At 69.7% G+C, this 24,179-nt stretch carries 18 protein-coding genes; 8 read left to right on the top strand and 10 right to left on the bottom strand.

Going from position 1 to position 24,179, the window contains the following annotated elements:
• The first annotated feature begins 38 nt into the window (after positions 1-38).
• Together ACYVLJ_RS03220 and ACYVLJ_RS03225 are read left to right on the top strand one after the other, a co-directional pair.
• Positions 39-2,444 carry an oxidoreductase gene (locus tag ACYVLJ_RS03220; protein WP_460437690.1) on the top strand — a complete coding sequence of 802 codons (2,406 nt, stop codon included), beginning with the start codon at positions 39-41 and terminating at the stop codon, positions 2,442-2,444.
• Positions 2,441-3,607 carry an acyl-CoA dehydrogenase family protein gene (locus ACYVLJ_RS03225; protein WP_460437691.1) on the top strand — a complete coding sequence of 389 codons (1,167 nt, stop codon included), beginning with the start codon at positions 2,441-2,443 and terminating at the stop codon, positions 3,605-3,607. Before ACYVLJ_RS03220 ends, ACYVLJ_RS03225 begins: the two co-directional genes overlap by 4 nt.
• Here ACYVLJ_RS03225 and ACYVLJ_RS03230 read toward each other — a convergent pair.
• The 9 genes from ACYVLJ_RS03230 to ACYVLJ_RS03270 form a co-directional block, all read right to left on the bottom strand.
• Positions 3,552-4,262 (bottom strand): DUF2306 domain-containing protein, encoded by a 711-nt coding sequence (locus ACYVLJ_RS03230; RefSeq protein ID WP_460437692.1) that lies wholly within the window; start codon positions 4,260-4,262, stop codon positions 3,552-3,554. The genes ACYVLJ_RS03225 and ACYVLJ_RS03230 overlap by 56 nt on opposite strands.
• Before the next feature lie 102 nt (positions 4,263-4,364).
• The gene (locus ACYVLJ_RS03235) at positions 4,365-5,927 is read right to left on the bottom strand and encodes a phytoene desaturase family protein (RefSeq protein WP_460437693.1); all 1,563 of its coding nucleotides are present in this window, start codon (positions 5,925-5,927) and stop codon (positions 4,365-4,367) included.
• A 79-nt stretch (positions 5,928-6,006) separates the two neighbouring features.
• Positions 6,007-7,410 (bottom strand): glycoside hydrolase family 1 protein, encoded by a 1,404-nt coding sequence (locus tag ACYVLJ_RS03240; protein WP_460437694.1) that lies wholly within the window; start codon positions 7,408-7,410, stop codon positions 6,007-6,009.
• 32 nt (positions 7,411-7,442) lie between these two features.
• The gene (locus ACYVLJ_RS03245) at positions 7,443-8,435 is read right to left on the bottom strand and encodes an ABC transporter ATP-binding protein (RefSeq protein WP_460437695.1); all 993 of its coding nucleotides are present in this window, start codon (positions 8,433-8,435) and stop codon (positions 7,443-7,445) included.
• A complete protein-coding gene (locus ACYVLJ_RS03250) occupies positions 8,432-9,415 on the bottom strand; it encodes an ABC transporter permease (protein WP_451968681.1) in 984 nt (327 codons plus the stop codon). The genes ACYVLJ_RS03245 and ACYVLJ_RS03250 overlap by 4 nt, the downstream gene beginning before the upstream one ends.
• A 1-nt stretch (position 9,416) precedes the next feature.
• Positions 9,417-10,397 carry an ABC transporter permease gene (locus ACYVLJ_RS03255; protein ID WP_451968683.1) on the bottom strand — a complete coding sequence of 327 codons (981 nt, stop codon included), beginning with the start codon at positions 10,395-10,397 and terminating at the stop codon, positions 9,417-9,419.
• Positions 10,394-11,401, bottom strand: coding sequence for an ABC transporter ATP-binding protein (locus ACYVLJ_RS03260; protein WP_460438003.1), 1,008 nt, complete (start codon positions 11,399-11,401; stop codon positions 10,394-10,396). Before ACYVLJ_RS03260 ends, ACYVLJ_RS03255 begins: the two co-directional genes overlap by 4 nt.
• 78 nt (positions 11,402-11,479) lie before the next feature.
• Entirely contained in the window at positions 11,480-13,108 is a 1,629-nt protein-coding gene (locus ACYVLJ_RS03265) for an ABC transporter substrate-binding protein (RefSeq protein WP_460437696.1), read from the bottom strand.
• A 248-nt stretch (positions 13,109-13,356) separates the two neighbouring features.
• A complete protein-coding gene (locus ACYVLJ_RS03270; RefSeq protein WP_460437697.1) occupies positions 13,357-14,613 on the bottom strand; it encodes an ROK family transcriptional regulator in 1,257 nt (418 codons plus the stop codon).
• A gap of 133 nt (positions 14,614-14,746) precedes the next feature.
• Here ACYVLJ_RS03270 and ACYVLJ_RS03275 point away from each other — a divergent pair, with 133 nt between their 5' ends.
• The 5 genes from ACYVLJ_RS03275 to ACYVLJ_RS03295 all read left to right on the top strand — a co-directional run bounded on the left by ACYVLJ_RS03275 (position 14,747) and on the right by ACYVLJ_RS03295 (position 21,986).
• Positions 14,747-15,976, top strand: coding sequence for an ROK family transcriptional regulator (locus ACYVLJ_RS03275; protein WP_460437698.1), 1,230 nt, complete (start codon positions 14,747-14,749; stop codon positions 15,974-15,976).
• 433 nt (positions 15,977-16,409) lie between these two features.
• Positions 16,410-17,639 (top strand): RICIN domain-containing protein, encoded by a 1,230-nt coding sequence (locus ACYVLJ_RS03280; protein ID WP_460437699.1) that lies wholly within the window; start codon positions 16,410-16,412, stop codon positions 17,637-17,639.
• A gap of 77 nt (positions 17,640-17,716) precedes the next feature.
• The gene (locus tag ACYVLJ_RS03285) at positions 17,717-18,784 is read left to right on the top strand and encodes a ricin-type beta-trefoil lectin domain protein (protein ID WP_451968691.1); all 1,068 of its coding nucleotides are present in this window, start codon (positions 17,717-17,719) and stop codon (positions 18,782-18,784) included.
• Entirely contained in the window at positions 18,781-20,628 is a 1,848-nt protein-coding gene (locus tag ACYVLJ_RS03290) for a ricin-type beta-trefoil lectin domain protein (protein WP_460437700.1), read from the top strand. Before ACYVLJ_RS03285 ends, ACYVLJ_RS03290 begins: the two co-directional genes overlap by 4 nt.
• Positions 20,625-21,986 (top strand): ricin-type beta-trefoil lectin domain protein, encoded by a 1,362-nt coding sequence (locus ACYVLJ_RS03295; protein WP_460437701.1) that lies wholly within the window; start codon positions 20,625-20,627, stop codon positions 21,984-21,986. The genes ACYVLJ_RS03290 and ACYVLJ_RS03295 overlap by 4 nt, the downstream gene beginning before the upstream one ends.
• A gap of 108 nt (positions 21,987-22,094) precedes the next feature.
• Here the strand turns inward: ACYVLJ_RS03295 and ACYVLJ_RS03300 are convergent, their stop codons facing one another.
• Positions 22,095-22,814 (bottom strand): GntR family transcriptional regulator, encoded by a 720-nt coding sequence (locus tag ACYVLJ_RS03300; protein WP_460437702.1) that lies wholly within the window; start codon positions 22,812-22,814, stop codon positions 22,095-22,097.
• A 113-nt stretch (positions 22,815-22,927) separates the two neighbouring features.
• Between ACYVLJ_RS03300 and ACYVLJ_RS03305 the strand changes: the two genes are divergently transcribed.
• Entirely contained in the window at positions 22,928-24,172 is a 1,245-nt protein-coding gene (locus ACYVLJ_RS03305) for an MFS transporter (protein WP_451968695.1), read from the top strand.
• The last annotated feature ends 7 nt before the right edge of the window (positions 24,173-24,179 follow it).

Here is a 24,179-nt window from a genome sequence, read left to right on the forward strand (position 1 = left end):
ATTGACGGTCGTAGTCACAACGACATACCCTGGACGGCGTGCGTATCGCGGTCATCGGTGGCGGCCCGGCGGGTCTGTACTTCGCCGCGCTGGCGAAACAGCTCGGTCACACCTCGCTTTTCGGGGGTCCGGGTGGCAAAGCCCCCGGCCCGGGGCGAAGCCCCGGTGGTCACAGTCACGAAATCACCGTCTGGGAGCGCAACGCGCCGGACGACACGTTCGGCTTCGGCGTCGTGTTCTCCGACGAGACGCTCGGCGGCATCGAGCACGCCGACGCGGCGGTGCACGAAGCCATGACGGCCGAGTTCGCGCGCTGGGACGACATCGACGTCCACTACCGCGGCACGGTCACCACCTCGGGCGGCCACGGCTTCGCCGCGATGAGCCGCAAGCGCCTGCTCGGCATCCTGCAGAGCCGCTGCGCCGAACTGGGCGTCGGCCTGCACTTCCGCGAAGAGGCGCCGACGGACCTCTCCGGCTACGACCTGGTCGTCGCGGCCGACGGCGTCAACTCGGCGGTGCGCGCGCGGCACGCCGAGACGTTCCGGCCGAGCGTCGAGACCCGCCGCTGCCGCTACATCTGGCTCGGCACGGACCTCGTCTTCGACGCCTTCAAGTTCTATGTCCTCGAGACCCCGGCCGGGATCATGCAGATCCACGGCTACCCGTACGGCCGAGACGGCAGCACGTTCATCCTCGAGGTGCAGGAGGACGTCTGGCAGCGGACGTTCGGGCCGATCGCGTCAACCGCGCTGAAGCCGGGCGAGAGCGACGAGAAGTCCATCGCGCTGATCCGTGAGCTGTGCGCCGGCGTCCTCGGTGGGCACAACGTCATGGCCAACAACTCGAAGTGGGTCTCGTTCGGCACGGTCCGGTGCGAGAGCTGGGTGCGCGACAACGTCGTCCTGCTCGGCGATGCGGCGCACACCGCGCACTTCTCGATCGGCTCGGGCACGAAGCTGGCGATGGAGGACGCGCTGGCGCTGGCCGCGTGCCTCCACGAACACGAAGGCGTCACGGAGGCGCTCAAGGCGTACGAGCTGGAACGGCGGCCGGTCGTCCAGTCGACGCAGCGCGCCGCGCAGGCGAGCCTGGAGTGGTTCGAGAACATCGCGCAGTACACCCACCAGGAGCCGCCGCAGTTCGCGTTCAACATCCTCACGCGCAGCCGCCGCGTCACCTACGACAACCTGCGCCTGCGCGATCCGGAGTTCGCCACCGAGCTGGACCACTGGTTCGCGCGGTCGCTCGGGACGACGTCGCGGCCGCCGATGTTCCAGCCGTTCAAGCTCGGTTCGCTTGAACTGCCGAACCGGATCATCGTCTCGCCGATGGACATGTATTCCGCTGTGGACGGTGTTCCGGGCGACTTCCACCTGGTGCACCTGGGAAGCAAGGCTCTCGGCGGCGCCGGGCTGGTGATGACGGAGATGGTCTGCGTCTCCCCCGAGGGCCGGATCACGCCCGGCTGCGGCGGTCTCTACACGGCGGAACAGGAAGCCGCGTGGAAGCGCGTCGTCGACTTCGTGCACACCCAGACGTCCTCCCGCATCGGTGTCCAATTGGGACACTCCGGCCGCAAGGGATCGACGAAGCTGATGTGGGACGGCATCGACGAGCCCCTCCCCTCGGGCAACTGGGAGGTCTGCGGTCCGTCCGCGCTGGCCTACTCCGAGCGGAACCAGGTCCCGCGCGAACTGTCCACAACGGATCTCGACTCGATCCGCGCGGAGTTCGTGGCGTGCGCGGAGGCCGCCGCTCGCGCCGGGTTCGACGTCCTCGAACTGCACTGCGCGCACGGCTACCTGCTGTCTTCTTTCCTTTCACCGCTGACCAACCAGCGGAGTGACGAGTACGGCGGATCGCTGGAGAACCGGCTGCGCTTCCCCCTCGAAGTCTTCGACGCGGTGCGTGCCGTCTGGCCCGCCGAACGGCCGATGACCGTCCGCATCTCGGCGACCGACTGGTGCGAGGGCGGCATCGACGCCGATGACGCGGTGGAGATCGCGCGCGCGTTCGCGGCCCACGGCGCCGCGGGCATCGACGTCTCGACGGGCCAGGTCGTCAGCGAGGAACGCCCGCAGTACGGCCGCAGCTACCAGACGCCGTACGCCGACCGGATCCGCAACGAGATCGGCGAAGAGTACGGCATCGCCGTGATCGCGGTCGGCGCCATTTCGTCGTACGACGACGTCAACTCGCTCATCCTGGCCGGCCGCGCGGACCTCTGCGCCCTCGGCCGCACGCACCTCTACGATCCACAGTGGACGCTGCACGCGGCGGCCGAGCAGGACTACCCGATGCCGTGGCCGAAGCCGTTCGCCGCGGGCAGCCGGAAGCCGCAGACCGGCCGCAGCGACGGCCCGGAACCACGGCTCGACCTCGTCCGGTCCGGCCCGGCCGGCACCGCCCATGCCCGCTGGCGACCGGGAGCTCCGGCATGACCTTCACGCTCGATCCGTCCCAGCAGGCCTTCGCCGCGCAGGTGCGCCGGCTCGCTGCCGAACAGCTGCTGCCGCTCGCCGAGTCCGGTGTGGCGGGTGCCGTCAACCGGCCTTTGCTCAAGGCGATGGGTGCGCTCGGCCTGCTCGCCCGGCTCTTCCCCGGCGTCGCCGAGGGGAAGCCGTCGAGGCAGGCGGCGGCGACGGACCTGTGCATCCTGCGCGAAAACCTGGCCACGGTGAGCACCGAGGCCGAGACGGCGCTGGCCCTGCAGGGACTGGGAAGCTACCCGGTCCTGCAGTCCGGGCAGGACGATCAGGTCGCGAAGTGGCTGCCCGCCGTGGCGGCCGGCGACGCGGTGGCGGCGTTCGCGCTGACCGAGCCGGACGCCGGTTCCGACGCCGCCGCGCTGTCGTTGGCCGCGGAACCCGACGGCGACGGCTGGCGCCTCACCGGCGAGAAGATGTGGATCTCGAACGCGCCCGAAGCCGACTTCTACACGGTGTTCGCGCGCACGACGGAAGGCGCGGGTTCCCGCGGGGTCAGCGCGTTCGTCGTCCCCGCCGACCGGCCGGGGCTGGGTGGCGAGCACCTGGACCTGGTGAGCCCGCACCCGATCGGCACGGTCACGTTCGACGGCGTCGAGGTCCGGCGTGAAGAGCTGCTCGGCGAGGAGAACCGCGGCTTCGCGGTCGCGATGCGGACGCTGGACCTGTTCCGCCCGAGCGTCGGCGCGTTCGCCGTCGGGATGGCACAGTCCGCATTGGACGCCACTGTGGACTACACCGGACAACGCGAAGCCTTCGGTGGCCCCCTGATCAAGCAACAGGCGGTCGCGCACGCGCTCGCCGAGATGGCCACGCGCACGGAAGCCGCCCGGCTCCTGGTCTACGCCGCCGCGGGCGCGTACGACGCGGGCGAGCCGAACCTCGGCGGTCGCGCGGCGATGGCGAAGCTGTTCGCGACCGAGGCCGCGCAGTTCGTCGTCGACTCGGCGGTGCAACTGCACGGTGCCCGCGCCTTGCGACGCGGGCACCTGCTCGAACACCTCTACCGCGAAGTCCGGGCGCCTCGGATCTACGAAGGCGCTTCGGAAATCCAGCGGACGATCATCGCGCGCTGGCTCGCTTCCGCGCGGGCCGCCGCTCCAGGATCAGCTGGCTGACGAGCAGCCCGAACGCCAGCCCGCCCCAGGAGGAAAGGGCGCCGACGCTCTGGCTGTAGGCGAGTTCGCTGCCGCCGAAGGTCGTCGCGATCCGCGGTTCCAGCACGATCATCGCGATCGGCGAGATCACGCGGTTGACGATGATCGAGAAGGTCAGCGTGACACTGCGGATCATCCACTTGCGGTGGTCACCGAACCGGCGTTCGCGCACCGCCCGCCAGCCGGCGATGGTGCACCCGATCCACAGCACCGCGGCGAGCACGTCGCTGACGCGCGTCACCGGGCCGAACGGGCTCTGCGACCCGATGGTCAGGGCCATCAGCCCGGAGGGCAGCACACCGGCGAAGACGTACGCACGGCCCGCGTAGCGGTGCACCACCGGGTGCGTCCGGCGCAGCCACGGCCAGATCTGCAGCACGGCGCCGATCATCGCGACCGAGCCGAAGACGACGTGCCCGACGAGGAACCAGTAGTGCGCCGGGAACCCCTCGGGCGCCGGGACCCGCGACTGGGCGGGGTCGAGCGCCAGGTACGGCGGCAGCGAGAAGGAAAGAAAGGCGAGCACGAGCAGGGCCAGCGGCCCGATCCACGGCCGCCGCCACCAGGCCGGCCTGGGCGGAGTCGGGGTGGGTCGGAGCTCGGTCGTCGCGGTCATGGTTACCCCCGTGGTCGGTGACCTCTCCGACGCTAGGGGCGGCGAGCGGCCCGGACCATGGTGCGCACCACCACCGGCGCGGTGGGGCAGGCCCCACCTCCATCACGTGAGCAACGAGCGGGCCACGATGTAGCCGGACGCGCCGTTGACGCCGTGCCCGGGCCAGGTCGCCGCGCCGAGCATCCACAGGCCCGGCACCGGCGTCTCGTGCGACGGCTGCCCCGGCAGCGGCCGGAACAGGTAGCTCTGGGCCAGGTCGTGGCTGCCGCCGAACGGGTCGCCCGGGCCGCAGTTGCGGTTGGCGCGCGCGAGGTCGTCCGGCGCCACGACGTGCATGCCGAGGACGCTGCCCGGCACGTTCGGCGCGTACCGCGCGACCTGCGCCAGGACTCGGTCCGCGAACGCCTGCTTGACGGCCGTGGTCCAGCCGTCGGCCTCGATCTCGCCGGCCGCGTCGCCACGCGGGTGCGTCGGGACGTCGAGCAGCTGCAGCCGCGCGGTGGCCCGGCCCGACGGCGCGCGTGAACTGTCTACATTGGACGGCACGTCGAACGCGATGGTCGGTTCCGCGGGCAGCAGGCCGCGCGTGGCTTCGTTGACCGACCGCGAAAGCGCGTCCAGGCCGCCGCTCAGGTGTGGCTCGCCGGCGCTGTTCAGCCGTTCGTCGGCGAACCGCGGCGGCTCGGACAACGCGAGGTGCAGCACGAAGCACCCCCGGCCGTAGCGGAACCGACCGGCCTGCGCGCGGATCCGCGGCGGCACCGCGGACGGCTCGTCGGCGAGCAGCTCGAGGTACAGCTGGTCGGGGTTGACCGACGCCAGCACCGCCCGCCGCGCGTGGACGACCTCGCCGTCCGCCAGCCGCACGCCGCGGGCCCGGCCGTCCTTGACCAGCACTTTTTCGACGCGCGCTTCCGTGCGCACGGTGCCGCCGTGCCGGGTGACCAGCTCGGCGAGCGCCTGGACGAGCCGTTCGCTGCCGCCCGCGGGTGTCGGCATCCCGGCCGTGCTGAGCGCGACCTGGCACAGCAGCACCCACAGACCGCTGTTGACCTCGTCCGGGCCGCGGCCGAGGTGCAGCGCCCACGGCGCGAGCGCGGCGCGCAGCACGGGCGAGGTGAAGGTCTCGGTCAGCAGGTCCCGCGCGGTCAGGGTGAAGAGGTGCGCGAAGTCGGACAGACCGTGGCGTCCCGAGAAGAGCCGCTCGATCGTCCGCGCGGACTCGGCACTGCTCAGCTCGGCGCCGAGCAGCCCGAACACGGGCTCGACGTGCGGCTCGAAGTCCTTGAGCAGCTTGGCGAACGCCGGGCCGTCGCCGAGCCGCTCCGCCTCGGCGAGGTTCTCCTCCGGGTTCGTGGAAAGCACGGCGCTGCCCTCGGGCGTCGCGACCCCGGACCAGTACCGCGGCTGCCGGTACTCGAGCCCGAGCTCGGCGAGGTCCGGCGCGAGCGCGGCGTACGCCGGACCGGCGGTGAACAGCGGGTGCGCCGACGCGAAGACGTCGTGCTTGAACCCGGGCAGGGTCAGTTCCTCGGTCCGGACGAGCCCGCCGGGCCGGTCGCGCTCCTCCAGCACGAGCACCCGCCAGCCGTCCCGCGCCAGGAAGGCCCCCGCGACGAGCGCGTTGTGCCCGCTCCCGACGATCACCGCGTCCCATGCGTCCATGGTCCCCGATTGTGCGGACGGTGGGTCCCGGCCACCAGGGACCACGGTCCCACGGTGGCCGGGCACCTGCCGGAGGTCGTCAGCCGCCGCGGACCCGGCGGACCGTGTCGCGGTAGAAGTAGCCGCTCTGCTTGATCGTGCGTTGCTGCGTTTCGTAGTCCACCCGGACCAGGCCGAACCGCTTCGCGTAGCCGTACGCCCATTCGAAGTTGTCCAAAAGGGACCAGGCGAAGTAGCCCCGGACGTCCGCGCCCGCCTGGCGGGCCGCCGCCACCGCGGCGATGTGGGAGGCGAAGTACGCCGTGCGCTGCTCGTCGCGGACGAAGCCCGACGAGTCCGGGTCGTCGTCGAACGCCGAGCCGTTCTCCGTGATGTACATCGGGAGGCCCGGGTAGTCGCGGCCGAGGCGGGTCAGCAGCTCGGTGAACTTCGCCGGCAGGATCTCCCAGCCCATCGCCGTCGTCGGCTCGCCGAACGGCACCACGCGCGACGCCGGGACGCCGTCGTCGTCGACGGTCCGGCCCGTCTCGTCGACGCCCGAGAACTGCTGGCCGAAGTAGTAGTTGACGCCCAGGAAGTCCAGCGGTGTCGAAATGATCGACAGGTCGCCGTCCTGGACCGGCAGCTTCACCCCGCGCGACGCCAGGTCGTCCACCACGTCCGCCGGGTAACGGCCGTGCACCAGCGGGTCCAGGTAGATCCGGACGCCCAGGCCGTCCGCCTGGCGCGCCGCGCGGACGTCCTCGGGCGAGTCCGTCGCCGGGTCGGCCGTGCACATGTTGAGCGTGATGCCGAACTGCGTGTCCGCCGGTGCGGCCTCGCGCATCCGCTGCGTCGCGAGGCCGTGGCCCAGCAGCAGGTGGTGCACCGCGTGCAGCCCCGCCGCGTAGTCACGCCGCCCCGGCGCCATCACGCCGTGCACGTACCCGTGCATCGCCGAGCACCACGGCTCGTTCAGCGTCGTCCAGTGCCGGACCCGGTCGGACAGCCGGTCGAACACCAGCATCGCGTAGTCCGCGAACCGGTAGGCCGTGTCCCGCGCCGGCCAGCCGCCCGCGTCCTCCAGCTCCTGCGGGAGGTCCCAGTGGTACAGCGTGAGCCACGGCGTGATCCCGCGGCTCAGCGTCTCGTCGACCAGCCGGTCGTAGAAGCCGATGCCCGCCTCGTTGACGCCACCGCGGCCGCGCGGCTGGACCCGGGGCCACGCCACGGAAAACCGGTAGGTGTCCGCGCCCAGCTCGCCGACCAGCGCGACGTCCTCGGGCATCCGGTGGTAGTGGTCGCACGCCACGTCACCGTTGTCATTGTTGTCGATCGCCCACGGGACCTGGCAGAAGGTGTCCCAAATGGACGGAGTGCGCCCGTCTTCCGCGACCGCGCCTTCGATCTGGTACGCGGCGGTGGCGACGCCCCAGCGGAAGTCCGGCGGCAGGGTGTCGATCAGCGCCTGCTGTTCGGCGGTCGCGGCTGTGGTCTCGGTCAAGGCAGGTCTCCTCCAAGTGGACCGGATGGCGTTCAGGGAGTGGCGACGGGGTGCAGCCAGCACGCCACTTCGCGCGCCGGGTCGCCGGGCGTGCCGAGCAGCGGCACCCGGTCGTCACACGGCTCGAAAGCCTTGGGGCACCGCGGGTGGAACGCGCAGCCGGCCGGCATCCCCCGCGTGTCCGGGGGCGAGCCCGGGATCCCCGCGAGCTCGCGACGCGGACCGCGCAGCGCGGGGAACGAGTTCAGCAGGCCGTGGCTGTACGGGTGCAGCGCGTCCCGGTAGAGGTCGGCCGCCGGCGCCTGCTCGACGATCCGGCCGCCGTACATGATCGCGATCCGGTCCGAAAACTCCACCAGCAGCGAAAGGTCGTGCGTGATGAACAGGACCGAGAAGCCCAGCCGCTCGCGCAGTTCGACGAGCTGGCCGAGGATCTGGCGCTGCATGACGACGTCGAGCGCGGTGGTCGGCTCGTCCATGATGACGATCCGCGGTTCGAGCGCGAGCGCCATCGCGATCATCACGCGCTGGCGCATGCCGCCGGAGAGCTGGTGCGGGTAGGACTCCAGCCGGTCGGCCGAAATCCCGACCAGCTTGAGCAGGTCCCGCGCCCGCGCCACCCGGCCCGCGCGGGTCGACTTCGGCTCGTGCGCCTTGATGACGTCGACCAGCTGCGTGACGACCTTGTGCACCGGGTTCAGCGAGTTCATCGCGCCCTGGAACACAATGGACGTTTCGGCCCAGCGGAAGTCCCGCAGCTGCCTGTCCGTCAGCTTCAGGACGTCGTAGGGCTCGCCGTCGGCGGGGTGGTAGAGCACCTGGCCGCCGCGGATCACGCCCGGCGGCGCGAGCAGCCGCGTCAGCCCGTAGGCCAACGTGGACTTGCCGCTGCCGCTTTCCCCGGCCAGGCCGAGGACTTCGCCGCGGTGCAGCGTCAGGTGCACGTCCCGGACCGCGCGCACGGCCTCGTCGCCGACGCCGTAGTCGACGTCCAGGCCCTTGATCTCCAGGACCGGGTCCATCATGGCTGTTCCTCCCGCCCGAGCACGGGCGTGAAGCCCACGCGCATGCGATGCGTCCGTCCGTCGGCGCCCTTGACGCGTGCCTTGCCGCTGCCGCGCAGGCGCGGGCTGACGAACTCGTCGATGCCGAAGTTGAGCAGGGACAACGCGGTGCCGAGGAGCGCGATGGCCAGGCCAGCTGGCACGAACCACCACCACGCGCCTTGCGCGAGGGCCTGCTGGCTCTGCGCCCAGAACAGGATCGTGCCCCAGTTCCAGTTGGACAGTCCCGAGACGCCGACGAACGCGAGCGTGATCTCCGACATCACGGCGAAGATCACCGTGCCGACGAAGCTCGACGCGATCACCGCGGTCAGGTTCGGCAGGATCTCGAAGAAGATGATCCGCCACGTCGACTCGCCGGTGGCCCGGGCCGCTTCGACGTACTCCCGGCCGCGCAACGAAAGCGTCTGCGCTCTCAGGACTCGCGCGCCCCACGCCCAGGACGTGAACCCGATGATCACCGCCACCAGGTAGTCACCGCCGGTCGGGACCGCGCTGCCGATGATGATGATCAGCGGCAGCGCCGGGATCACCAGGAACACGTTGGACAGCGCGGACAGGCCTTCGCCCGGGGTACCGCCGAGGTACCCGGACGTCACGCCGACGATCACCGCGAGGATCGTCGCCACGATCCCCGCGGTCAGCCCGACGAGCATGACGCTGCGCGTGCCGACCACGACCTGACTGAAGATGTCCTGGCCGAGGTGGGTGGTGCCGAACCAGTGCCGCCCCGAGGGCGACTCCAGCAGGTCGTTGCTGCGGGCCGACGGGTCGTACGGCGCGATCCAGTCCCCGATGACCGCGATCACGACGAAGAAGACGATCACGCCGAGGCCGGTGGCCGTCTTGCCGCCGGTGAGGAAGCGGAAGCGGCGCCGGCGGGCGACCGCGTCGACGGGGAGGGCCTGGGCGGCTTTGACGTCCGCCGCGGGTACGGCCATGTCAGCCCTCCTTCCGGGTGCGCGGGTCGAGCGCGAGGTACGCGACGTCGGCGAACAGGTTCGCCACCAGCACCGACAGCGTGATGATCAGGAAGATGCCCTGCATCAGCGGGTAGTCCTGCGAGCCGACGGCCTGGAACAGCTGGTAGCCGACCCCCGGGTAGGAGAAGACGATCTCCACGAGCAGCGTGCCGCCGACGATGAACCCGAGGGCCAGCGCGAAGCCGGACACGCTGGGCAGCAACGCGTTGCGGGCGGCGTACCCGACCATCACCCGGCGTTCGGGCAGGCCCTTGGCGTGCGCGACGGTGACGTAGTCCTCCGACGCGACGGTGACCATCATGTTGCGCATGCCCAGGATCCAGCTGCCCATCGAGCTGATCAGGATGGTGATCGCGGGCAGCAGGCCGTGCTGGATCGCGCTGCCGATGAAACCGCCGTCCCAGCCGGGCACCAGGCCCGGGTCGAAACCGCCGGACGACGGGAAGAAGCTCCCCGGCCCGGCCAGCAGCGTCAGCGCGATCAGGCCGAGCCAGAAGTACGGGATCGACGAGAGGAACGTCGTCACCGGGAGCAGGCCGTCGACCCACGAGCCGCGCTTCCAGCCGGCGACCACGCCGAGCCCGGTGCCGAGCGCGAAGCCGATGATCGTGGTGATGCCGACCAGGATGATCGTCCACGGCAGGCTGTCGCTCAGCAGGTCGGACACCGGCGTCGGGAAGAACGTGAACGAGATCCCGAGGTCGCCCCGGAAGAGCTGGCCCCAGTAGTCGAAGTACTGGGAGATCAGGCTTTCGTTCTTGTCGAGTCCGAACAGGACGTACAGCGACTGGATCGCGTCCGCGCTGATCATGCCCTGGTTCTTCGCGATCAGCGACTGGACCGGGTCGCCCGGGATCAGCCGCGGGATGAAGAAGTTGATGGTGACGGCGGCCCACGCCGTGAAGACGTAGAAGACGAGCCGTTGCAGCAGGTACCTCATCGGGCGGCCCCGTCGTACAGCCAGCACGCGGCCCAGTGGCCGGGCGCGTCGTCGACGTCGAACCGCGGCGGCAGGTCGGTCTTGCACCGCTCCATCGCGACCGGGCACCGCGGGTGGAACCGGCAGCCGGACGGCGGGTCGATCAGGCTCGGCGGCTCGCCGGCTCCGCGCTCGGCCGGGACCTCGGCGGGATCGGCGCCCGCGGTCAGCCGGTCCGGGTCGGGCGCGGACTCGATCAGCAGCCGGGTGTACGGGTGCGCCGGCCGCTGCGTGATGGTCTCGCTGTCGCCGCCCTCGACCATGCGGCCCGCGTACATCACCATCGTCTCGTCGGCGAAGTAGCGCGCCGACGCGATGTCGTGCGTGATGTACAGGATCGCGAGGTGCAGGCGCTCCTTGAGGTCCCGCAGCAGGTTCAGCACGCCGAGCCGGATGGAAACGTCCAACATGGACACCGGCTCGTCGGCCAGCAGGGCCTCCGGGTCGGCGCCGAGCGCCCGCGCGATCGCGACGCGCTGGCGCTGCCCGCCCGACAGCTCGTGCGGGAACTTGTCGATGTACCGCTCGGGCGGTGTCATCTGCACGCGCGAAAGCAGGTCGTGCAACGACTTTTCGAGGTCGTCACCCTCGCGGCCGTGGATCTTCAGCGCGCGCGTCAGGTGGTAGCGCACGGTGTGCACGGGGTTCAGCGACGCGAACGGGTCCTGGAAGATCATCTGGACCCGGCGGGCGTAGGCGCGGAAGGCCTTGCCGTGCTTGATGTTCACGGCCTCGCCGTGCAGCCGGATGTCACCGGCGGTCCGCGGGTAGAGCCCCGCGAGCAGCCGCGCGACGGTCGACTTGCCCGAACCCGACTCGCCGACGAGGGCGGTGACGCGGCCCCGCCGGAGCGTCAAGGTGACGTCGTCGACGGCTTGGACGGCGCGGCGCGGGCCGGTGAGCGCCGCGCGCCCGCGCCGTCGTACGGGGAAGTGCTTGGTGAGGCCCGCGGCCTCGAGGACCACGGGGAGGTCCCCCTCCGACCCGACGGCGACGGGGTCGGAGGGGGACTGCTCGGTCGTTGCCACGGACTCCGCCATCGATCAGGCCGCGGGCTTCAGGTGCAGGACGATGTCGAGCGCGTTGCGCAGCGTGGGCTGCGCCGGGCCGTACGGGTTGGCGTCGTCCGGCCAGCCGACCCAGTTCTTCGTGCTGTACTCGCCGCCCGAGTTGGCCGCCGAGGTCGGGACCATCGGCTGCTGGTCGATCATGATCTTCTGCAGCGTCGCCATGGCGGCGGTGCGGGAGGCGTCGTCCTCGGCGTTGGCGTACGCCTCGAGCGCCTTGGTCGCCTCGTCGTTCTTGAAGCGGCCGTAGTTGCCGTTGATGCCACCCTGGCCGGTCGGCTTGTAGCGGTTGCCGTCCATCACGTCGCGGTACATGTCGTACGGCGTCGCACCGTCGTTGGTCCAGTGCATCAGGCCCTCGAAGTCACCGGTGTCGACCGACTTCGTCCACGCGTCCTGGTTCATCTTGTCGACTGTGGCGGTGATGCCGATCTGCGCCAGGTTGTCCTTGATGATCTCCAGGTCGGTGATGTAGTCCGACCAGCCCGACGGGACCGTGAGCTTGAGGGTGACCGGCTTGCCGCTCGGGTCCGCCAGCTTGTCGCCGGTGAACTTGTAGCCCGCTCCGGTCAGCAGCGCCTTGGCGCCCGGGACGTCGACCTGGACCGTCTTGCCCTTGTACTCCGGCGCGATGAACGGGTCGCCCGCCGGCGTCGGGATGCCGGTGACCTGGTCGTTCTTCGGGTAGAAGTAGCCGGCCTCGCCCTGGTTGAAGATGTCGTCGCGGTTGATCACCTTGCTGACCGCCTGACGCAGCTTCGCGTCGTTCCACGGCGCCTTCTCGGTGTTGAACCACAGGCCGTGGACGGCCAGCTGCGCGGGGAACCACAGCTTGTAGTGCTGCGGGTCCTTGCTGGTGTAGACGGCCTTGTAGTTCGGGATGAAGACGAAGCTCCACTCCGAGGCCCCGCTGACGAGCGCGGCGACCTGCGCGTTGTTGTCGGTGTAGGAGGTGTAGCGGATCTCCTTGACCTTCGGCGCTTCCTGCCAGTAGCCGCTGTCGCGCCGGGTGACGATCATCGTCTGCGGCGTGAACGACTTGAGCGTGTACGGGCCGGTGCCGATCGGGTTCTTCACCAGGTCGAGCGCCGGGTCCTTGACCGACTGCCAGACGTGCTTGGGCACGACGAGCGTCTGCAGGATCTTGACCTGGTTGACGAACTGGGAGGTGTCGAACGCCAGCGTCACCTGGTTACCGGCGGCGGTGACGTCCTTGTACGGCACGGCGTCGATGTTCAACGCCTTGTTGTCGCGCAGCAGCTGGAACGTGTAGGCGACGTCGTCGCCGGTCATCGGCTGGCCGTCGGAGAACTTGACGCCGTCACGGACGGTCAGGACGAGCTTCTTGTAGTTGTCCGACCAGTCCCACTTCGTCGCGAGCCACGGCTTGCCGGGCTCCTGCGGCTTGACGCGGTTGAGCATGACCAGGGGCTCGTAGATCATCCACCGGTAGCCCATGTTCGACAGGGCGGACGTCTCGAGGAACGGGTTGTTGTTCTCCGACTGCGGGCCGTCGGGCTTGCCCACGGTGAGCACCTGGTCCGGGTTGCCCTGCACAGCGGTCGAGCTGCCGCCCGAACACGCGGTCAGGCCCCCCAGAGCCATCACTGCCACTAGCGCTGCGACGATGGAGCGCTTGACTCGCATCGGTTCCTCCTGGTCATCGACGACTTCTTGCTGTCGACTGGTAGCGAGGCCCCGACCGCCGGCGACCGAACGACGCCCCGAAGTCAACCCGGGTGACTCGGGTCACGTCAATAACGCGGTGGTAACTTTTTGTGCCTAAGTTTAAGTACTGAAAGAACTGTCGGTCTGGACCTCTGGCCGGAACTACTCCTTGCGGCGCAAGGGTTTCAGCCGGTCCGGCCCCCGCTCGCGAGCAGTTGCGCGATGGGCAGGGTCGCCGCGCCGAGCGCGACCGCCTCGGGCCCGAGCCGCCCGAGGACGACCTCGGTGCGCTCCGCCAGGTAGTCCAGCGCATGCCGGCCGACCGCGTCGCGCACGGCGGGCAGGATCGCCGGTCCCATGATCGCCCCCGCGGACCCGGAGAGCACGACCCGGTCCGGGCTGAGCAGGTTGATCAGGTTCGCGATGCCGATGCCGAGGTACTCGCCGGTCTCGGCGAGCACGTCGGCGGCGGGCCCCCCGGTCGTCGCTTCGGCCACGATCCGGGCCAGCTCTTCGTCGCTTTCGTCCCCGATGATCGGTTCCTTGCCGACGCGGTCGGCGTAGTGCCGGACGACTGCCTCGGTACCGACGTAGGCCTCCAGGCAGCCGTGGGAGCCGCAGCGGCAGGCCGCGCCGGCCGCCTTGACGACGGTGTGGCCCCACTCGCTGGTGGTGATGTCCGGGTGCGAGCGCCCCGCCGTCGCGACGGCGGCCCCGACGCCGACGCCGAGCAGGACGACGATGGCGCGTTCGGCGCCCCGGCCGGCCCCGCGCCAGGTCTCGACCTGGCCGAGTGTGCGGGCGCGGTTGTCGAGGTGCAACGGCATCTTTCGGGGAGTCCAGGAGGGCTTGTCCCCCGGCCGGGGTTCGGGGCCCGGCCCCGGCGGGAACAGCGCTTCGATGTGCGGGTGGATCAGGTCGGCGAAGGCCACGCCGCTCCAGCCGAGCGTCGGCGCGTGCACGATCCCGCCGTCGCGGACCGCGCCGGGCACGCCGATGCCGACGCCGAACACCGCGCCCGGTTCGCCGCCTTCGCACACTTCCGCGATGCCGGTTCGCACCAATCCGGCCACTTCGTCCGGATCGAGGCGAGTCCCGACGAGCGGGTGGCGCACCGTGCCGAGGGTGCCGAGCGCGCAGTCGAACAGGCCGACCTCGACGTGCGTCTCGCTGACGTCCACGCCCACGACCTGCCCGAAGTCGGGCCGCACGGCCAGCAGCGTCCGGGGCCGCCCGCCGTCGGATTCGACCGAGCCCGCCTCCGCGACGACGCCGTCCGCGATGAGCTCGGAGACGACGTTGGTAACGGTGGCGGCCGACAATCCCGATTCAGCTACCAGTTCCAGCCTGCTGACGGGCCCGCGGAGGTAGAGGGAGGACAGGAGTGCCGCGCGGTTGTGCCGTCGGAGGTCTCTGGTCGTTTGGCGCACCACCTGGGTCACCTGGGGGATTGTGCCAGACACCGCCCGTGCGACCATGAGTTCGGGACTTAGTTCACCACTTAATACATAGCCACAACTTACGGTGATCAGGCATGCTGGTCGTGAGCCGGTAAGAGTTCCAGATGGGTTGCCCATGGCGAGCAAGCGCACCACCGTCCGCGATCTGCGGCGGCACAACCGTTCCCTGCTGCTTTCGAAACTGTACTTCGACGGGCCGCTGTCGCGTCACGAACTCAGCCAGCTCACCGGATTGAGCGCCGCCACGGTCAGCAACGTGACGGCCGAACTGGGCGAAGAACGGCTCATCACCGAGGCGGGCCAGGTCGAATCGGACGGCGGCCGGCCGCGGGTCCTGCTGCGCGTCGACCCGGCGTACGGGCACGTCGCGGGCGTCGACATCGGCGAAACGGGCGTCAAGGTGGAGCTGTTCGACCTGGCGATGAACCGCCTCGCCACGGTCGAGCACCCCCTCCCGAAGGCACCGGACCCGGCAACGGCGGTCGAGCAGGTGACGTCCGGCCTGCGCGAGGTGTTCGCGGACTTCGACGAGGCGAGTGTGCTCGGCGTGGGCATCGGCGTCCCGGGCACGGTCGAGCAGGGCTCGCGGGTGCTGGTCCACGCACCGACGGTGGGCTGGGACGCGGTCCCGCTGGTCTCCCTGCTGCAGGACGCGGGGGTTTCGCTCCCGTTGTTCGTCGACAACGGCGCGAAGACGCAGGGCCAGGCGGAGATGTGGTTCGGCGCGGGCCGCGGCGCCCGCCACGCCGTGATCGCCCTGATCGGCTCGGGCGTCGGAGCCGCGGTCGTCACGGACGGAACGACGTACCGGGGCTCGACGAGCAGCGCGGGCGAGTGGGGCCACACCACGATCGCGTACGGCGGTCAGCAGTGCCGTTGCGGCGCCCTGGGCTGCCTGGAGGCGTACATCGGCGCGGGCGGAGTACTGGCCCGGTACCGCAAGGCGAGGGGCAAGGACGTCCCGGGCGAGGACGAGCAGGCCCGGTTCAAGGCCCTGCTGGAGGCGGCGAGCAAGTCGAAGACGGCAGCCCGGGTCCTGGACGAAACGGCAGGCTACCTGGGCGCGGGGATAGCGAACCTGATCAACTTGTTCAACCCGGAGCGCATAGTGATCGGCGGCTGGGCAGGCTTGGCCCTGGGCGAGCAACTGCTACCCCGCATCCGCAAAGCAGCGGGCGAGCACGCACTGAGGCATCCGTTCAGCCAGACATCGATCCAGCTGGGTTCACTGGGCCTGGACGCAGTGGCAACAGGAGCGGCAACCCTGCCGGTAGCAGACCTCCTGAACCAGGGCGCGACATCAAGGATCGCCAAACCAGGAGCCCCGGACTCCGACGCAGCCTAGAAGAGCCACGACGGAACCCACACCCCCTCCCGCACCCCGATCCGAAGCCAGAACACGGCCGGCAGCACCGGGTCAAGGCACGCTTTCCCGCCTTGACGCGGTCCTGCCGGCCGTAGTCACAATCAGACTTCGGGGTGCCCGGAAGGACGTGCCCCGGTCAGCGGGAACCACTCACCGTAACCCCCTCACCCTTAATTCGGGTTGAAAAAAAATGACCGCCCGACGGTTGCCCGCCTTGTCTGGACCATGCATACTTTGTTGCCAGGCACAACAAAGCCCGCCGCCGCCCGCACCCCACCCCGCCCCGGAGCGCGAGTGACGGCGAACCGGTCGCGCCTGCCGCCGCCCCGGCATGCGAGGCCACCTCCCCCTCCCCGCGTTCCGTGCTGCGCGCGGAACGCCGTTCCCCTCAACGGTGAGAGAGGCGACAACGATGTCCACCTCGTTCCGCAGAGCCAGAAGAAGAACAGCGGCACTCCTGGCGGCCGGCGCCCTGCTCCTGCTCGGCCAGCAGGTCCTGACCCCCACGGTGGCCGAGGCCGCCGCCACCTTCACCGACGACTTCAACGGCCCCGCCGGGTCGGCCGTCGACGGGTCGAAGTGGCAGCTCGAGACCGGGGACAACGTCAACAACCACGAGCGGCAGTACTACACGTCGGGCACCAACAACGCCCAGCTCGACGGCCAGGGCCACCTCGTGATCACCGCCAAGAAGGAAAACCCGGGCAACTACAACTGCTGGTACGGCCGCTGCGAGTACACCTCCGCGCGGATGAACACGGCCGGCAAGTTCAGCCAGGCCTACGGCCACTTCGAGACCCGCATGAAGCTCCCGCGCGGGCAGGGCATGTGGCCGGCCTTCTGGATGCTCGGCGGCGGCAACTGGCCGACCGACGGCGAGATCGACGTCATGGAGAACGTCGGCTTCGAGCCGAACACCGTCCACGGCACCATCCACGGCCCGGGCTACTCCGGCTCCGGCGGTATCGGCGCGGCCTACAACGGCCCGAACTTCTCCGACGACTTCCACACCTACGCCGTCGACTGGTCGCCCAACCAGATCAAGTGGTACGTCGACGGGAACCTCTACCAGACCCGCACGCCCGCCGACCTCAACGGCAACCGCTGGGTCTACGACCACAACTTCTTCATCATCCTGAACCTCGCCGTCGGCGGGTACTGGCCCGGCGACCCCAACAGCAGCACGCAGTTCCCGCAGCAGCTGGTCGTCGACTACGTGCACGTCACGACCGACACCGGCGGCGGCACCCCGCCGAGCGGGCGGACCGGGCGGATCACCGGCATCGGCGGCAAGTGCGTCGACGTCGCGGGCGCGAACACCGCCAACGGCACGCCCATCCAGATCACCGACTGCAACAACAACGCGGCGCAGAACTGGACGATCGCCAGCGACGGCACGATCCGCGCGCTCGGCAAGTGCATGGACGTCAGCGCAGCGGGCACCGCGGACGGGACACCGGTGCAGCTCTACGACTGCAACGGGACCGTCGCCCAGAAATGGGCGATCTCCGGCGCCAACGACATCGTGAACCCCAACGCGAACAAGTGCCTCGACGCCACCGGCAACTCCAGCGCGAACGGCACCCGGCTGCAGATCTGGACCTGCGCCGGCACGGCCAACCAGAAGTGGACCACGCCCTGATCGATCCCCTCGGGTAGGCGGACCCCGCCCGGTCCGCCTACCCGGCACTCTTTCCTTTCCCCACGAGGAGAATCCCAGTGCGACGAATTCTCGTCGCGCTAATGGGGTGTGCCCTGTTAGCGCTTTCTTCCCTGACCACCGGCTCCGCCCAAGCCGCCGTCGAGGCAGGTCCGTCCGCGAGCCAGCTGCTCGCGAAGACGCAGAACTGCCAGCAGATCTCGAACGGCAAGTATTCCTTCGACGAAGGCGGCGCGGCGACCGTGCCCGTCTGCCAGGCCAATGGTGCCGTGTTCTTCACGGCCGACATGGACATCGACTGCGACGGCGTCCGCACCTCGCAGTGCAACGAGCAGACCGACTGCTGCTTCTACCCCGACACCGCGTTCCACACCTCGGCCGACCAGCCGCTGAACGCGGCGCAACTGCCCTACATCGTCCTGCCGCAGCCGACGTCCACCTGGGACTACCGCAACTACGGCATCGACGGCGGTTCCGTCGTGGCGGTGATCTACAACAACCAGGTCACCTACGCCGTGGTCGGTGACACCGGGCCGACGAGCATCATCGGCGAAGCGTCCTACGCGACCGCCGTCAACCTCGGCATCAACCCCGACCCGTCCAACGGCGGCACCGAGGGCCCGGTCACGTACATCGTGTTCCCGAACACGCACGTCAACCCGATCGAGAACCACGCCAACGCGACGAGCCTCGGCGAGCAGGTCGCGACGCAGTTCGCCGGCGGCACCACCACGCCGCCCACCCAGAACGCCGGGCGGATCACCGGCCTCGGCGGCAAGTGCGTCGACGTCGCGGGCGCGAACAACGCGAACGGCACGGCGGTCCAGCTCTACGACTGCAACGGCACGACCGCCCAGCAGTGGACGGTCGGCAGCGACGGCACCGTGAAAGCGCTCGGCAAGTGCCTCGACGTCACCAGTGCCGGCACCGCCAACGGCACGCCGATCCAGCTCTGGGACTGCAACGGCAGCACCGCCCAGAAGTGGTCGGCCAACGGGTCGCGGAACCTCGTGAACGCGGGGTCCGGCAAGTGCCTCGACGCGACCGGCAACTCGAGTGCGAACGGCACCCGCCTCCAGATCTGGACCTGCGGGTCCGGCGCGAACCAGAAGTGGACGCTCCCATGAAGAAACTGCTCACGCTGCTCGGCGTGACCGCGCTCGCCGCGGCCACCTTCGCCGCGCCCGCGCAGGCCGCGGGCGAGACGGTCAACGTCTGGCTCACCACCACCAGCGACTCCGGCGGCCGCCAGGTCACCCGCGGTCTCCAGCAGCAGACCCCGATCACCTTCGCCTCGGGCACCGGATCCGGCGGCGTGACCATCAACGTCAACGAAGGCACCACGTACCAGCAGTTCGAAGGCGGCGGAGCGTCCTTCACGGACACCGCGGCCTGGCTGATGAACTCCAGCGGCGCGCTGTCGCAGGCCACCCGCGACGACACGATGCGCAAGTTGTTCGACCCGAACAACGGCATCGGGCTGAGCTTCATCCGCAACCCGCTGGGCGCGTCCGACCTGGCGCGCTACAGCTACACCTTCGACGACATGCCGGCCGGCCAGACCGACCCGAACCTGACGCACTTCTCGATCGCCCACGACCAGGCGGACGTGCTGCCGCTGACCAAGCAGGCCAAGCAGCTCAACCCGCAGGCCAAGGTGATGGCGTCGCCGTGGAGCGCGCCGCCCTGGATGAAGGACAACGACAGCTACCTGCTGGGCTGGGTCCAGTCGCAGTACTACCCGGCCTACGCGCAGTACTTCGTCAAGTACCTCCAGGCCTACCAGGCCGCGGGCGTGCCGATCGACTACGTGTCGATGCAGAACGAGCCGACGTGCTGCTCGAGCTACCCGTCGACCAACTGGAACGGCTCGGGCCTCGCGTACTTCGCCAAGAACAACCTGCTGCCGGCCCTGCAGGGCGCCGGACTGTCCACAAAGGTCCTCGCGCTCGACTGGAACTGGGACACCTACGCGTCCTACGGCGCGCCGACGCTGGACGACCCGGCGATCCGCAACCACCCGAACTTCGGCGGCGTCGCCTGGCACGGGTACGGCGGCGACATCGCGCAGCAGACGACGACGCACAACCAGTACCCGAACGTCAACGCCTACTCGACCGAGCACTCCGGGGGCACCTGGATCTCCAACCAGCAGGCCGAGGACATGAACAACATCGTCGACTACACGCGCAACTGGTCGAAGAGCGTCACCAAGTGGAGCCTCGCCGTCGACCAGAACATGGGCCCGCACAACGGCGGCTGCGGCACCTGCACCGGCCTGATCACCGTCCACAACGGAGACTCGCGCAGCGGGCAGGTCGACTACACCGTCGAGTACTACACGATGGGCCACCTGACGAAGTTCGTGAAGCCGGGCGCGTACCGGATCGACTCGAACGACAACTCGACGGTCCGCAACGTCGCCTGGAAGAACCCGGACGGCTCGAAGGCGCTCATCGCGTACAACTCCAGCACGGCCAACCAGAGCGTGCGGGTGAACTGGGGCAACTCGTCGTTCACCTACACGCTGCCCGGCCAGACGTCGGCGACGTTCACCTGGGCCGGCAACCAGGGCAACAGCGGCGGCAAGACCGGCGCCATCACCGGCCTCGGCGGCAAGTGCATGGACGTCGCGGGCGCCAACAGCGCCAACGGCACGGCAGTCCAGCTCTACGACTGCAACGGCTCGGGCGCGCAGCAGTGGACGGTCGGCACCGACGGCACGATCCGCGCGCTGGGCAAGTGCCTCGACGTCACCGGTCAGTCCACAGCGGACGGAGCACAGCTGCAGCTGTGGGACTGCGGCGGGACGGCCAACCAGCGGTGGGCGGCCACCGCGGCCAAGGACATCGTCGGGTCCGGCTCGAACAAGTGCGTCGACGCCACCGGCAACTCGAGTGCGAACGGCACCCGGCTGCAGATCTGGACCTGCACCGGCGCCGCCAACCAGAAGTGGAACGTGCCCGCATGAAGAAACGAGCAGCATTCGGCGCCCTGATCGCGGCGTCCGCAATGGTCGCCCTGCCCGGGGCGGCCCAGGCGGCGACCGGCCCGATCACCGGGATCGCCGGCAAGTGCGTCGACGTCAACGCGGCGAGCAGCGCCAACGGCACGGCGATCCAGCTCTACGACTGCAATGGCACCAACGCTCAACAGTGGACGGTCGGGTCCGACGGTTCCCTGCAGGCGCTGGGCAAGTGCCTCGACGTGACGAGCGCGGGGACGGCCAACGGCACGCAGATCCAGCTCTGGGACTGCAACGGCTCCGCCGCACAGAAGTGGACGGCCAACGCGGCGAAGAACCTCGTCAACACCGGTTCGGGCAAGTGCCTCGACGCGACCGGGAACTCCAGCGCGAACGGGACGCGGCTGCAGATCTGGACGTGCGCGAGCACGGCCAACCAGCAGTGGACGCTCCCGTCCGGCGGCACCACCCCGCCGCCGTCCGGGCCGGGTGTGATGGCCGTGGCGCCGTACCTCTACAACGGCTGGGGCAACCCGCCGAGCCCGCAGACGATCCAGAACGCCACCGGCGTCAAGTGGTTCACGCTGGCGTTCATCCTGTCCAACGGCTACTGCAACCCGCAGTGGGACGGCGGCCGGGCGCTGACCGGCGGTGTCGACCAGAACACCATCAACGCGGTGCGCGCGGGCGGCGGCGACGTCATCCCGTCGTTCGGCGGCTACTCGGGCAACAAGCTGGAGTCCTCGTGCGGGAGCGCGGGTGAACTGGCGGCGGGCTACCAGAAGGTGATCAGCGCCTACGGCCTCAAGGCGATCGACATCGACATCGAGGCCGACGCCTACAGCAACCCGACGGTGCAGCAACGCACGGTCGACGCGCTGAAGACGGTCCGGGCGAACAACCCGGGCATCAAGATCTACGTCACGTTCGGCACCGGGCAGTCCGGACCGGACAACAGCCTCGTCAACCGGGCGGCGCAGTCCGGGCTCACGGTCGACGGCTGGGTCATCATGCCGTTCGACTTCGGGGGCGCCGGCCAGAACATGGGCACGCTCACGCAGCGCGCGGCAGAGGGCCTCAAGAACGTCGTCAAGGCGGCTTACGGCTACGACGACGACACGGCCTACCGGCACATGGGCATCTCGTCGATGAACGGCATCACGGACAACAACGAGACGGTGACCCTGAACGACTTCACGACGATCCTGGGCTACGCGAACCAGCACCACCTGGCCCGGTTGACGTTCTGGTCGGCCAACCGCGACCGCCCCTGCCCGGGCGGCTACCCGAACGACGACACATGTTCGGGTGTTTCCCAGCAGGCGTGGGACTTCACGAGGATCTTCGCCCGCTACGCCGGCTGATCCGGCCCGGAAAGTCCGTGAATGCCACATTGAGGGACTTCAAGTCCCTCAATGTGGCATTCACGGCTTTCAGGAGGTTATCCAGCCGCGAGGATGCCCGAACGGGCACTACTCGGACATCGCGGCCCGGGCCGCCTCGGCGCGGTCGGCGTACGCGCCGACCAACTGCTCCTCCGCGTCTTCGAGGTACTTCATCAGCAGCTGCTCCGCGCCCGGGCCGTCGCCCGCCTCGAGGCGGTCCAGGATCTCGTGGTTGCGCGGCAGATAACGCTCGTGGAAGCGCCGCGGCTCGGCCATGATGTGGAAGACCAGCCGCAGCTCGGCGGTCAGCCGGCCGACCAGCTCGTTGACGCGCTCGCTGCCCGACAGCGCCGCCAGTTCCTGGTGGAACCAGACGTTCGCGGTGCCGAGGTCCTTCCAGTTCCCGGTGCGCGCGGCCTCGTCGCCGATCTCGACCTTCTCGCGGATCCGGGCGATCGAAGCGGGCCTCGCCGTCACCCCGCGGACCGCCGCGCACTCGATGATCTTGCGGACGCGGTAGATGTCGACGACGTCGTCCACGCTCGGGATGCGGACGAAGACGCCTCGGTTGAGCTCGTGGGCCAGCAGCCGCTCGTGCGTGAGCAGCCGGAACGCCTCGCGGAGCGTGTTGCGCGAGACGCCGAGCGCGTTGCCGATGTCCTGCTCCGACAGGCGCCCGCCGGGCAGGAAGAAGCCCTCCGCGATGCGCTTGCGCAGCACCCCGGCGACCCGCTCGGCCGTGCTCTTGCGGCTGACGAGGCCGCGGTCGGCCTCCAGGCCCGGTGACCCGCTGTCTTCGATGACCACGCTCCGATGATACCCGTCACACTGAGGACGATCCAATTGCCGTCTTGTGGAATTGTTCAACGATCCTTACTGTGTGAGTCACGCCACGATGAGACACTGGCCAGGAGGTGCCCATGACTGCGACAACAGCTACCGAGGCCCGGCCGTTCGACTGGTTCCGAACGCTCGGCAAACGCGGACGGCGCGCCTTCCTGGGCGCGTTCGGCGGCTACGGCCTGGACTCGTTCGACTACCAGACCCTGCCGCTCGGCCTGGCCGCGATCACCGCGTACTTCGGCATTTCGAGCGGTGAAGCCGGCCTGCTCGGCACGACGACGCTGGTCGTGTCGGCCGTCGGCGGTGTCGGCGCGGGGATGCTGGCCGACCGGATCGGCCGCGTCCGCACGCTGCAGCTCACCATCGCGATGTACACGATCTTCACCGTGCTCTGCGGGTTCGCGCCGAACTTCGAGACGCTGCTGATCTTCCGCGCCCTGCAGGGCCTGGGCTTCGGTGGTGAGTGGGCGGCCGGCGCCGCGCTGGTCGCCGAGTACTCGCAGGCCCGCTACCGCGGCCGGACCGTGGCGTTCGTGCAGAGCGCCTGGGCGGTCGGCTGGGGCCTCTCGGTGATCGTCTACACCGTCGTGTTCAGCCTGGCGAGCCCCGACCTGGCCTGGCGGATCATGTTCTGGACCGGCGTCATCCCGGCCCTGTTCGTGCTGTGGGTCCGCAAGAGCGTCAAGGACGCGCCGCGCGCCGAAGAACGCCTGAAGGCCGAACGCCCGAAGGGCACGCTCGTCAAGATCTTCAAGGCCGACCTGCTGCGCACGACGTTCTTCGCCGCACTGCTGGCCACCGGCGTCCAGGGTGGTTACTACACGATCTCGACGTGGCTGCCGTCCTACCTGAAGAAGACGCGCGAGCTGACCGTGATCGGCACCGGTGGGTACCTCGCGTTCCTGATCACCGGCGCCTTCGTCGGGTACGTCTGCGGCGGGTACCTCACGGACCTGCTGGGGCGCAAGAAGACCTTCCTGACGTTCGCGCTGCTCTCGGCCGCGCTGATCGTCGCGTACACGCAGATCCCCAAGGGCGCCAACGGGCTCGTGCTCGTCCTCGGCTTCCCGCTCGGCTTCTCGATGTCCGCGATCTTCAGCGGCTTCGGCGCATACCTCGCCGAGCTGTACCCGACGACGCTGCGCGGGACCGGACAGGGCTTCACGTACAACTTCGGCCGCGCGGTCGGCGCGATCTTCCCGACCGTCGTGGGCTTCCTCGGCGCCGGCGGCGCGATCGTGTTCGGCGCGCTCGGCTACGGCATCGCCGTGCTCGCGCTGCTGGGCCTGCCGGAAACCCGGGGCATCGAACTCGTCGACTGAGGGGGAA

Source organism: Amycolatopsis stemonae (assembly GCF_054781455.1).